Source organism: Ruegeria sp. HKCCD6426 (assembly GCF_057221115.1).
Genome location: NZ_JBWVBF010000012.1, coordinates 23,240 through 35,309 on the forward strand (window position 1 = coordinate 23,240; position 12,070 = coordinate 35,309).

At 56.1% G+C, this 12,070-nt stretch carries 12 protein-coding genes; 11 read left to right on the top strand and 1 reads right to left on the bottom strand.

Annotated features, from left to right (window positions below; genetic code table 11):
* Positions 1-18 precede the first annotated feature (18 nt).
* The 7 genes from AC2TDA_RS22140 to AC2TDA_RS22170 all read left to right on the top strand — a co-directional run bounded on the left by AC2TDA_RS22140 (position 19) and on the right by AC2TDA_RS22170 (position 7,151).
* Positions 19-1,260 carry a sugar ABC transporter substrate-binding protein gene (locus AC2TDA_RS22140; protein WP_480881182.1) on the top strand — a complete coding sequence of 414 codons (1,242 nt, stop codon included), beginning with the start codon at positions 19-21 and terminating at the stop codon, positions 1,258-1,260.
* A 75-nt stretch (positions 1,261-1,335) separates the two neighbouring features.
* Positions 1,336-2,580, top strand: coding sequence for a sugar ABC transporter substrate-binding protein (locus AC2TDA_RS22145; RefSeq protein WP_480881184.1), 1,245 nt, complete (start codon positions 1,336-1,338; stop codon positions 2,578-2,580).
* Between the two features lie 64 nt (positions 2,581-2,644).
* Entirely contained in the window at positions 2,645-4,138 is a 1,494-nt protein-coding gene (locus AC2TDA_RS22150; RefSeq protein ID WP_480881185.1) for a sugar ABC transporter ATP-binding protein, read from the top strand.
* Positions 4,128-5,162 carry an ABC transporter permease gene (locus tag AC2TDA_RS22155; protein ID WP_480881187.1) on the top strand — a complete coding sequence of 345 codons (1,035 nt, stop codon included), beginning with the start codon at positions 4,128-4,130 and terminating at the stop codon, positions 5,160-5,162. The genes AC2TDA_RS22150 and AC2TDA_RS22155 overlap by 11 nt, the downstream gene beginning before the upstream one ends.
* A 27-nt stretch (positions 5,163-5,189) precedes the next feature.
* Positions 5,190-5,654, top strand: a complete 465-nt coding sequence (locus AC2TDA_RS22160; RefSeq protein WP_480881189.1) for a cupin domain-containing protein — start codon at positions 5,190-5,192, stop codon at positions 5,652-5,654.
* Between the two features lie 67 nt (positions 5,655-5,721).
* A complete protein-coding gene (locus AC2TDA_RS22165; RefSeq protein WP_480881190.1) occupies positions 5,722-6,696 on the top strand; it encodes a zinc-binding dehydrogenase in 975 nt (324 codons plus the stop codon).
* A gap of 17 nt (positions 6,697-6,713) precedes the next feature.
* Positions 6,714-7,151: an acyl-CoA thioesterase gene (locus AC2TDA_RS22170; RefSeq protein WP_480881191.1), complete on the top strand. Its 438-nt coding sequence runs from the start codon at positions 6,714-6,716 to the stop codon at positions 7,149-7,151.
* Here AC2TDA_RS22170 and AC2TDA_RS22175 read toward each other — a convergent pair.
* Positions 7,148-7,951: a shikimate dehydrogenase family protein gene (locus AC2TDA_RS22175; RefSeq protein WP_480881193.1), complete on the bottom strand. Its 804-nt coding sequence runs from the start codon at positions 7,949-7,951 to the stop codon at positions 7,148-7,150. The two genes, AC2TDA_RS22170 and AC2TDA_RS22175, sit on opposite strands and share 4 nt — an antisense overlap.
* A gap of 85 nt (positions 7,952-8,036) precedes the next feature.
* Between AC2TDA_RS22175 and AC2TDA_RS22180 the strand changes: the two genes are divergently transcribed.
* The 4 genes from AC2TDA_RS22180 to AC2TDA_RS22195 are packed head-to-tail and all read left to right on the top strand — an operon-like array spanning position 8,037 to position 11,964.
* The gene (locus AC2TDA_RS22180) at positions 8,037-9,158 is read left to right on the top strand and encodes a glycerol dehydrogenase (protein WP_480881194.1); all 1,122 of its coding nucleotides are present in this window, start codon (positions 8,037-8,039) and stop codon (positions 9,156-9,158) included.
* Entirely contained in the window at positions 9,155-10,612 is a 1,458-nt protein-coding gene (locus AC2TDA_RS22185) for an NAD-dependent succinate-semialdehyde dehydrogenase (protein ID WP_480881196.1), read from the top strand. The genes AC2TDA_RS22180 and AC2TDA_RS22185 overlap by 4 nt, the downstream gene beginning before the upstream one ends.
* An 18-nt stretch (positions 10,613-10,630) precedes the next feature.
* Positions 10,631-11,320 carry an SDR family NAD(P)-dependent oxidoreductase gene (locus AC2TDA_RS22190; RefSeq protein ID WP_480881198.1) on the top strand — a complete coding sequence of 230 codons (690 nt, stop codon included), beginning with the start codon at positions 10,631-10,633 and terminating at the stop codon, positions 11,318-11,320.
* A complete protein-coding gene (locus tag AC2TDA_RS22195) occupies positions 11,317-11,964 on the top strand; it encodes an HAD family hydrolase (RefSeq protein WP_480881200.1) in 648 nt (215 codons plus the stop codon). The genes AC2TDA_RS22190 and AC2TDA_RS22195 overlap by 4 nt, the downstream gene beginning before the upstream one ends.
* Positions 11,965-12,070: the final 106 nt, after the last annotated feature.

Here is a 12,070-nt window from a genome sequence, read left to right on the forward strand (position 1 = left end):
CGCCTTGGAGGAGGAACCATGAAACACTACCAGAAACTGTTTGCGACAGTGACAATCGGTGCGACGCTTGCGGTGCCAACGCTGGCATCAGCGGAAGACAAACATGAGATCTATACTCTGCTGCCGCAGACATCGCTTGTAGGTCTGATCGATCCGAACATGGACAGTCGGGCGGGCATTGCAAAAGCATTGCCCGAAGCACCCGGCCAATACGGTGACAAGCTCAGTATCGGCTGGACAGAGATCACCTTGGGCAACCCCTGGTTCGTAGGCCTGATCGACGACGCAAAGAAGGCCGCCGAAGAATACGGATATGAATTAGATGTGCAGGTGGCAGATGGCGATCCGGCCAAGACCTCGTCTCATGTGGATACGTTTATCGCACGAGGCGTGGATGTCATAGTAATCGACCCGACCGATCTGGCCTCGGCGGCCGCAGATGCTGAACGCGCGGTCGAAGCGGGCATTCCGGTGATTGCCATCGGTACCGTCCCGGATGAATCCCCGATTGTCACCACGGTGACCTGGAACCCCTATATCAACGGGTTCCTGGCGGGTCGTTACATGGCGACGCAGTACAGCGCCGACGAGCATGTAAATGCCGCCACCCTGATTGGACGCGTCGGTAACTCCACCTCGGAAAGCCGCGTCAATGGCATGGTGTCGGGCTTTGTCTATGAGCGTGGCCTTCAGATGGGTAAGGACTGGTCCGAAGAAGACGGGATGCTGGCCGGTTTCAACGCCTTCCAGGAAGTCAATACCGGAGGGTCGTTCTCGTCGGACGAGCTCAAGTTTTCGATATTGGCACAGGGTGTTGCACATTGGACCGAAGAGGGCGGCTTGAACGCGGCCGAGGACATTCTCACCGCCCATGGCGAAAACCTGGATCTGTTCATGGCCGGCAACGACTTTATGGGCATTGGTGCGCTGAACGCATTGGATAACCAGGGTCTGAACGGCAAGGTTGATGTGGCCGCATCGGCTGACGGTTTCCGCGTTGCGCTGGATCTTGTCAAATCGGGTGACCTGATGGCAACTGGCCTGTTCTCGGGCACGCATGTCGGCGAAGCGACCATTGAACTGATCCACCAGATCTTCGATGAAGGGTTCGATGCCAGCAACATGCCGATGGGTTCGTTCCTGCCGCCTGAGACGGTGACCCCGGCCAATGTCGACAAATTCATCGATCCCGACAAGAACAATCCGTTCTACGTTTACGAAATCCCGCCTTTCAAGACGATCGACGGTCTGCGGAACTGAATATCGGTTTCACCGAAAAGTCGGGTGAACCCCGGCTTTTCACCGCCAATGTGTTTTCTATAGGGGAGGAAATCTGTGAAACACTGGAATACTGCAATCGCAGCTCTTGCAACGACGTCAATGCTGTCGGTCTCAGCACCGGCATCGGCGCAGCACAAGCATGAAATTTATACGCTGCTGCCGCACTCGTCGTTGTCTGGCGTGATCGACCCGAACATGAGCGACCGCTCTGGCATCGACAAAGCGTTGCCAGAGGCGCCCGGTCAGTATGGAGATAAACTCCAAATCGGGTGGACCGAGATCACGTTGGGCAACCCCTGGTTTGTCGGCGTGATTGACGTCGCGAAAGAGAAGGCAGAAGAATACGGTTACGAACTCGACGTCCAAGTTGCAGATGGAGACCCTGCCAAGACTTCGGCGCATTTCGACACGTTTATCGCCCGAGGCGTTGACGTCATCGTGGTCGACCCGACGGATTTGGCTTCGGCAGCAATCGATGCCGAACGTTCGGTCGAGGCGGGAATTCCAGTGATTGCCCTGGGCACCGTTCCGGATGAATCACCCATCGTGACTACGGTGTTGTTCAACCCTTATGGCAATGGATTTACCGCTGGCCAATACGTGGCGCAGCAATATGACAAGGACCAGCAGATCAACGCCGCAACACTGATTGGTCGCGTTGGCAACTCGACCGCCGAAAGCCGTGTGAACGGTCTCATTTCCGGTTTTATCTATGAGCGCAGCCAGCAGCTAGGCCTGGGCTGGTCCAAAGAAGACGCCATGCTGGAAGGCTTCAATCGCTTTCAGGAGCTGAACAAGAAGGGCTCATTCCACGCGGATGCTGTCAACTTTTCAGTTTTGGCCCAAGGTGTGGCGCACTGGACCGAAGAGGGCGGGTTGGACGCGACGGAGGACTTTCTGTCGGCGCATGGCGACACGCTTGATGTGATCCTGGCTGGGAACGATTTTATGGGAATTGGCGCCATAGGTGCGCTCGAGAACCAGAACCGTAGCGGTGACATTCAGGTTGCGGCCGCTGCCGATGGCTTCCGTGTTGCGCTCGATCTCGTTCAGTCCGGCGACATGATGGTGACGGCGTTGAACTCGGGAACCCACACGGGAGAAGGTGTGTTAAAGCTGATCCACGAAATCTTCGACGGCGGTAGGGATGCAAACAACCTGCCGATGGGATCGTACTATACGCCGCCGCAGATCGCGACCAAGGACAACGTTGCAGGCTTCATCGACGAAGATGATAGCAACCCGTTTTTCAAATACGAGGTACCTGAATTCCGCACCATCGAAGAAATACGACACTGAGCCACAGTTAATTAGGCAAGGCCAAATTGGCTGGCCTTGCCTACGAACCCAGAGAGGAGGGGACATGGAACGACTTAGCATGAGCGGGATATCCAAACGCTTCGGTGGTATCCACGCGCTTTCTGATGTGTCTTTCTCTGCTCAGGGCGGCGAGGTCCATGCCTTGATGGGCGAAAACGGGGCTGGCAAATCCACTTTGATGAAGGTGTTGTCCGGTGCCTATGATCACGAGGGCGGAGAAATCCGGATCGACGGTGACCGTGCCAATATCCATTCACCCCACGAAGGCATGAAACTCGGGGTGTCGATCATTTACCAGGAATTTTCACTCGCCAGCCATATGACGGTCGCCGAAAACATCCTGATGCACGAGCTTGGCGAGAAGTTTTCCATTAATTACCGCGAATTGAACCGGCGTGCCGCCGAACTGCTGGAGGAGATGGGCTTTTCCGACATCGATCCGCGCAGCACGGTTTCGGATCTTACCGTAGCCTACCAGCAGGTGGTCGAAATCTGCAAAGCGCTGTCGCACGAATGCAAGATTTTGGTGCTGGACGAACCAACCGCCGTTCTGACCAACCACGAAACGGAAAAACTGTTCCGCCTGGTCCGAAAGCTGCGCGATCAAGGGGTCTGCGTGATTTATATCTCGCACCGGCTGGATGAAATCTTCGACCTGTGTAACCGAGTGACGATCCTTAAAGACGGCAGCACGGTCGGCACCTGGGACACAAATACTCTGGACCATGACAGCCTGACAAATCTGATGATCGGGCGCGAGCTGACCGATTTCTTTCCGGAGCGTGACGCAAAGATCGGTGCCGCGGCGCTGGAGGTGCGTGGTCTCAGCTCCGGCAGCATGGTGTCGGATGTTAGCTTCTCGGTGCGCCGGGGTGAGGTGCTGGGTATCGGTGGCCTTGTCGGAGCAGGCCGAACCGAAGCGTTGCGGGCGATTTTTGGCGCAGACAAACGCGATGGTGGAACCGTCACCCTGCACGGCCAGGAGGTGCACAACCGCACAGCCGGGGAGGGGGTCCGGAACCGCATCGGATTGCTGCCGGAGGACCGCAAACATCAGGGCGTACTGCTTGATCTCCCGATCCGCGACAACGCTCTGATGACTCCGGTCAATCCTTTCATCTCGGTCACCGGTTGGATCAACCAGACAGGCGAGCGCAACATAGTTCAGGAGCTTTGGAAGGAATTGCGCCTTAAGGCAACCAGCCAGGATGCGAACGTCTCGACGCTTTCGGGTGGAAACCAACAGAAGGTAGCTCTGATGAAGTGGTTGGTTGCGCATTGCGACGTGCTGCTTCTCGACGAACCGACCCGCGGCGTCGATGTGGGCGCCAAGGTCGAGATTTACCGCGTGATCAACCAATTGGCCGAGCAGGGAGCGGCCATCGTCGTGGTGTCCTCGGAAATGATCGAACTGATCGGTATGTGTGACCGGGTGATGGTCATGCGCGGCGGACGGATGGCGGGTACGCTCGAAGGCGACGCCATCCGGGAAGAGAACATAATCGAACTGGCAATGGGGCAAGACAATGTCCACTGATACAACCAATACAGCAACTGGCGCTAAGGCGCCTTCGGAACCCCGTCAACTGTCCGTCGTCGGATTGCTGATCAAGTACAACATCTTCATTATGTTGGCGGCACTGATCGTCGCATCGTCCTTGCTGTCCGAGCATTTCCTGACGGTGCAGAACGGATTCAACCTGTTGCGGCAACTGGTGCCACTGTTTCTGGCCTCGATTGGCATGCTGTTGGTCATACTGACCGGCGGGATCGATCTATCCGTTGGCTCTTTGGCGGCCATCGGCGGCATGGCCGTGGCCATGCTGATGCCGGCAATGCCTTTCGAAGGTGCCATTGCCCTGATCTGCTGCGTGCTGCTCGCGATATCGGCTGGCGCCCTTCTCGGGGCCATGAACGGTGTCATGGTCGCCAAGTTCAACATGGCGCCATTTGTAGTTACTCTGGCGATGATGACGATGGCGCGGGGGTTGGCCTACATGCTGACCAATGGCCAGCCAGTGCGATTTGACCGCGAGTTGTCAACCGCCCAGATCCTCAAGACCTTTGGCTCGAAAGGGCTGCCCTGGCTGGGCATCCCCTGGCCTATAGTGATGATCGCGGTGATCATCGTTGTATTCATCCTGATCCTGCGGCGCACCAGCTATGGACGTATGACAGTGGCCACTGGCAGCAACGAAACAGCTGTGCGTCTCGCTGGCCTGCCCGTCGCCCGCTACAAGTTTCTGGCCTACACGATCTGTGGTGGTCTGAGCGCACTTGCCGGGATCGTTGTGACCTCGCGCACCTCCGTGGGAACACCTGTCACCGGCATGGCGCTGGAGCTTGACGCGATCGCCGCCTGTGTGATCGGTGGCGCGTTGCTATCAGGAGGCAAAGGTAGTGTGACGAACACGGTGATCGGCGTTCTGATCCTCGGACTCATCGGCAACATCATGAACTTGATGTCGGTTCCAGCCTATCCGCAGCAGATCATCAAGGGTGCGATCATCATACTCGCCGTGTTGTTGCAAGGACTCGGAAGCCGAGACGCAAAAATCTAAATTCTACCAGCCAACAGGAGGAAGGCTATGAACACCTGGATCAAAACCGGGCTGATGGCGATCGCGCTCGCGACCGCTGCAATGAGCGCACAAGCGCGCAATGTGCTGATTGAAAACGGGCCGGACGGGCACCCGATTGTCACGGCCATGCCCGCAACAAGCGTTGATGAAATTCCTGACATCGGCGGATTGCCAAACAAACGGTTTCTGTACGGAACCATCGGTGGGATCGAAAGCGCAGTGAATGTTCGCTTTGGTCGAGTTGAACCATACGGCTATATCGCGGAACACGAAGGCAATAGTAATTACGTACTCTACGTCGTGCGCGGCTCTGGCTCGCTGGTCAATACCGACGGCGAGGGAAACGAGGTATCCCGATATGAGTTCAGCGCGGGCGATGTCATCACGTTCCGGCCTTACACGATGCATTATTGGGAAAATGGCGGCGAGGTCTGGGAGTTCATTGGCGTCGAACAGAAAGACGCTCAGTGACAAACCTGCCCCATCGCTGTTAATGGCGGTGGGGTTTTCATTTGGATCTAAGCGATCGGAGTAAGCAATGAAAGCTTTCGTTCACGACAAGACTGGAACGCCGGACACACTCCATCTGGCCGAAATAGACACTCCGGAATGCGGCCCTCGCGATGTCGTAGTCGAAAACCGTGCCATAGGGTTGAATCCGGTGGATTGGAAATTCGTGGAATGGGGGCATGATGCCTGGACATGGCCACATGTTCCCGGGGTCGATGGCGCAGGCGTGATCGTAGAGGTTGGAACCGAGGTGAGACACCTGTCAGTCGGAATGCCGGTTGCCTATCACACCGATTTGGTGCGCCAGGGCAGCTTCGCCGAGCGCACCGCAATACCCGCTCGGGCGGCTATTCCATTGCCCGCCAGTCTCCCATTCGAAGTTGCCGCGACACTGCCATGCCCGGCGCTGACCGCGTACCAGGCTTTGGAAAAGCTGCCGCAAATGCCCGGCGCGCGGGTCCTGTTGACAGGCGCAAGCGGAGCGGTTGGAGGCGCATTCCTGCAATTGGCTGATGACCGCGGATGGATCATTCATGCGGCGGCGTCCTCGGCGCAGCATGATAGGGTCAGGCGTCTTGGGGCAGCAGTTTGCCACGATTACCGTTCTCCGGATTGGCAATCACAATTGCGCATTGGCGAGGATAGCCACCCGTTCTGGGCCGTCGTAGACATGGTCAGCGGCAGCCATGCAGCGGAGCTGGCCAATGTTATTGCTGCCAATGGTCATCTTGTCTGTATTCAGGACCGTCAGGAAACCGCGCCGCTTCCGGCCTTCACCACGACGATATCCCTGCACGAAGTTGGCCTCAACGGCCTGCACAATTGCGGCACCGACGCTCAGTGGGCTGATCTTGTTGCCGCCGGGCGCTCTATCGCTGAGCGCTGCTTGACGGGTGACTTTGATCCGCAGATTATTGAAATTGCTGAATTCGCCGCACTGCCAGATGCTTTGGCCAGGCTTAAGTGCGGTCCAAACCCGGGAAACAGGGTCGTGCGCCTCTGAGGCGACGGCAGAATGTCGTGAACAGAAAATCGACCGATGATGCGGCTCAGCCGCAGGGAATGATCTACACGATGGAAACCCGTGTGCGATGGGCCGATATCGACCGGCTTGGGCACGCCAACAATATCGCCTACTGGCGATGGTGCGAGGATGCGCGCAACCGGCAAGCCGTCGAGATCGGTCTTGGACAACCGGCGCCTGATCGCCCATCTCAGATCATGGTGGCATCGCAGGCGGAATACCTGGCACCGGTTTCGCTTGATGACGTCCTCACAGTAGAACGGCAGGTGGTACGGATCGGCCGAACCAGCCAGGACGTCGAGTATACGATTTTGCAAGAGGAAGAGGTGGTATTTCGGGCCTCTTGTACGATCGTGTTGTTCGACGTTCTAAGCGGCGCTCCCGTCCCCTATCCAGACGATGTCCGAAAGCGCCTTTTGTCTACGGATGATTAGTCCGCACCCAGCGGTCCCAAAAGGAAATCGGCCAACAACTGGGTCTGTCCCGTAATCATGTGTTTGCCCTTATGGATCGTGCATCCCCTTGCACGCACGGCCTCCAGCAAAGCGGTGACATCCGGCTGCATGATAACCTCGCCAACCAGCGCGTCGGTTTGAATACTGTCCGGGTCAATCGGCAGGGGATCGTCCGCCTTCAGACCAACCGAAGTGGCATTGATAACCACATCATGGTCGCCGCCAACTGCCTCGCCGGCTGACACGATGTCGGTTTCAAATTCCGTGTTCAGCTTTGCGGCAAGATCCTCGGCTTTTGATCGAGTCCTGTTGGCGATTGTCAGGTGTTCAACCTTCTCTTCGACCAACGAATGCGCGATACCAGTTGCCGCACCGCCTGCACCCAACAGCAAAACGCGTCGCCCCTGCATCTCATGCCCTTCGTTGAGCAGACCCTGCAGGTAACCGGGTCCATCATACATCCGGCCAATGAACCTTCCGTCATCGGTGCGCCGAGCAACGTTGGACACCTGCAGGAAACGGGCGGCCCCTTCCAACTCGTCACACAGGCTCGCAACATCGGTTTTGTGAGGGATTGTGACGATGACCCCGGCCAGGCTTTCACACAATCTCAGCGCATCCCAGACTTGCGGCAGGTTTTCCCGGCTGACCTGCCAAGGCACAAGAACGGCGTTCCGCCCCTGTTTCTCGATCAATGGATTAAAAAAAGATGGGGTTCTGAGATGCGTCGATGGATAGGCAAGATGCACGATAACCCGGGTCCGGCCGTCTATGTTCATTTTCGTCTCCGTTCTATGGCTTGACTAAAGACATATCATATATCATGTTTGATGAACAGTGTTTGCTTCAACTGGAATCACAACAATGTCCGACACCCTGTTTGACAAAAATCTTCGCGTTTTCGGTTCGCCGTCCCGTTACATTCAAGGGCTGGGTGCCATCGGGCAGGTTGGGCGGCTCGTTTGCGATTTGGGTCACCGGGCTGTCATCGTTTCCGATAAGCTAGTTCTGGATTTGATCGGCGATCAACTGAAGGCAAGTCTGATTGATTTTGAAATGACCTTCGAAATTGTGGAATTCAACGGTGCACTTCTTCCGAATACGGGAATTCAGCTGGCAAAGAAGTACGAACCTGCCGCAGGCGATGTCATCGTAGCATGTGGCGGCGGGCGTGCTATCGACACCGGTAAGGCCTTAGCCGAGATCGTGAAAGCTTCGCTGATCACCATTCCAACCGTTGCTTCTAACGACGCACCGACTAGCAAGAACTTTGTGCTCTACGACAAGGCTCATCAGTTGGTCGAAGTGCGTCATCTGCCAAGGAATCCCGATGCTGTAATCGTCGACACCGGGATACTCGCGCGCGCCCCAAAACATATGTTCGCTGCAGGGTTGGGCGACGCATTGGCGAAGTACCCTGAGGCGCATGCCTGCGCGCGAGCCGAGGGCGTCAACATGTTCAACGCTACACCACCACGCGTTGCCTTGGCCGTTGCGAAATGCTGCGAAGACACGCTGCTTGCGTATGGCGCTTCTGCTTTTGATGTTGCCGGGTCAGGCAAGGTGACCGCAGCATTCGATGCTTCGGTCGAGGCCATGATCCTTATGGCCGGACTTGGTTTTGAAAATGGCGGCCTGTCGATTGCACATGCTCTGACCCGCGGGTTGTCGCTGATTCCCGGCGCAAAAGACGCGCCTCATGGTTTTCAGGTGTCTTATGGCCTGTGCGTTCAACACATGCTGGCTGAATTTGGCATGGAAACGGCCAGGCTGAACCTGATGCGGCATGTAGGGCTTCCGCTCACGTTGTCGGAACTGTGCAGGCGCCCGGTCTCGCAGGATGACTATGCTGCGATCGCTCAAGCCACCTCGAAGGTTAGGCATCTCAGAAACTTCCCGGCAGATGTTTCTGTCAACCAGTTGATCGACGCGATGCAATCAACCGAAACCCTGTTCAGAAAGACACCGGAGAATGAACTCGGATGACCTCAATTCTTAATCTGATCAACAACCCGACGCTGCTGCGCAGGTCGCTGGTCGCTGAAAACCAGGGAAGTCCGGTCGATAATCCAGCGACTGGTGAAATCATTGCCTGGGTTCCGGACGTCTCTGTCGACCATATCAGACAAGCCGTTGCAAATGCCGAAGCGGCACTGCCGACATGGAAAGAGCTGACGGCGAAGGCCCGCGCCGCGATCCTGCGCCGCTGGTTCGATCTGGTGATTGAAAACCAGGAAGATCTGGCCCGGATCATGAGCGCAGAGCAGGGCAAGCCCCTCACCGAAAGCCGTGGCGAGGTTCTCTATGGCGCATCTTTCATTGAATGGTTCGGAGAAGAGGCAAAGCGGGTTTATGGCGACATGATCCCGGCTACAGCAGCTAACAACCGTATTGCCACGATCAAACAACCTGTCGGGGTGGTGGCCGCCATAACACCCTGGAATTTTCCAAACGCCATGATCACGCGAAAAGCTGCGCCTGCGTTGGCATCCGGGTGCACAATGGTGCTGAAGCCTGCCAGCGCGACGCCGCTTAGCGCTTATGCATTGGAATATTTAGCGCACGAGGCCGGTATTCCGGAAGGCGTATTTAGCGTGGTAACTTCTCGCAACGCATCCACAGTAGGAACCGAACTAGCGACAAACCCCAAAATCGCCAAGCTCACCTTCACCGGGTCCACCGAAATTGGACGGGTGCTTCTGGAGCAGTCTGCGCAGACGGTGAAGAAAGTGTCGATGGAACTTGGCGGCAACGCGCCATTTATCGTTTTTGACGATGCCGATCTCGACGCCGCCGTTCAGGGGGCATTGGCTTCGAAATTCCGAAATACCGGACAAACCTGCGTTTGTGCCAACCGATTGCTGGTACAATCGGGTGTTTACGATCAGTTTGCCGAGAAACTGGCAATCGCGGTTTCAAAGCTCTCGGTCGGTGATGCACTGGAGGGTGAATTCGATCAGGGGCCATTGATCAATGCAGCAGCCGTTGAAAAGGTCCGGGAACATATTCAGGACGCAACCGACAAAGGCGCTCGGATTGTTGCCGGGGGCGCGGCAGGTCCGAAAGGTGGAAACTTCCATCAGCCAACTGTCATGACCGGCGTAACCACAGACATGCTGGTTGCCAAAGAAGAAACATTCGGACCGGTGGCGCCGCTCTTCCGCTTCGAGACCGAAGACGAGGCCATCAGATTGGCCAATGCAACCGAGTTCGGGCTGGCCGCCTATTTCTATTCCCGCGACATCGGACGAGTCTGGCGTGTGGCCGAGAAAATCGAGGCCGGCATGGTGGGGATCAACGAAGGCATCATCTCGACCGAGGTCGCCCCGTTCGGGGGGATCAAACAGTCCGGTCTCGGGCGCGAAGGCTCCAAATACGGCATCGATGACTATCTGGAGCTCAAATACCTGTGTTTTGGCGGGCTTGAAGCAACGGTTTGAAAAGGAAAGGAATACGGCATGGCAACGGCGATTGTGACCGGTGGAGGATCGGGTATCGGTGCGGCGACGGCTGCGGCATTGCACCAGGCCGGGCACGATGTTGTCGCGGTAGGTCTGGACCGAACTGAAGAGTTACCGGATCATATCCGCTTCGAAACACTCGACATTTCAGATGAGCAGGAAACTGCGGCCTTCTTTAGAAACTTTGATGAAATTTCTGCGCTTGTTAACTGCGCAGGCATCTTGCGACACCAACGGGAATGGGAGGCGGACCACTTCTCTACCGTTCTTGATGTCAATCTGACCGGAGTTCTGAATGGTGCCAACGCTGCTAAAATGGCGTTGTCAAAGGCCGGCGGTTCGATCGTCAACATTGCGTCCATGTGGAGCTATTTTGGCTCACCTGGGTCCCCTGGCTATGCCGCGAGCAAGGCGGGAGTTGTGGCATTGACCCGCTCGATGGCGACCGCATGGGCCAAGGATGGCATACGCGTCAATGCAGTCGCGCCGGGTTGGATTAAAACAAAACTAGCGGCTAAAGCATTCAACGATGCGGAGCGATCGAAGAAAATAAATGATCGCATCCCGATGGGCGAATGGGGGGAGCCGGACGACATCGCTGCGGTCATTTGTTTTCTGGTGTCGAATGAGGCGCGATATATAACAGGGGTTTTGCTGCCCGTGGATGGGGGCTATTCGATCGGATGATCGTCTTATTCGATCTTGACGGGACACTGCTGGATACCCGATCAGCAATTGTTCGGGCTTTCCGTGATGCAATCCGGAAAGTCGAAGGCCATGCGATCAACCCCGATGACGAGCATATTCACGAATTGCTCCGAAGACGTCCAAATGAATACTTCTCTCAACACTATCCCAATAGCGCATCCGCGCTGACATTAGCGTATAAGCGCGGCTACAGTTCCGATGGGGTTCAACTATTTCCCGGCGTTGAAGCTATGCTCGAGGATTTGGCGAAGTCGTGCATACTTGGAATCGTATCGAACAAGGCTCATGCCCGGATCAAAAACGATCTCGATCACTGCGGCATAGAAAAGACCGTATTTGACTTCATCGTGGGCGCCGAAGACACGCCGGAACGAAAACCTCATCCAGCTCCAATTCTCAAGGCTTTGCCCATCAGCGGGCGCTGTGATCGGAAAGTAGTTTATGTGGGCGACGGCCCACATGATGTTCTTGCGGCAAAAGCTGCGGGGGTCGAAAGTGCCGCTGTAACTTGGGGTAACTATCCCGTTGCCCAGCTACAAGCGGTTAGTCCGGGTTATGTTTTCTCGCAGGTTTCTGATTTGCATTGCGCACTTCTCAATCTTCAGAACGAACCGCTTGCTTGAGCCCAATTTAAGTTTTTCGCGAGATAGAAGCTTGGAAGTAGCGTCCATCTACACGTTCAGCCCGGCAGTCAGATTGTTTCAAAAGACGGAATGATTGTGATGGGGA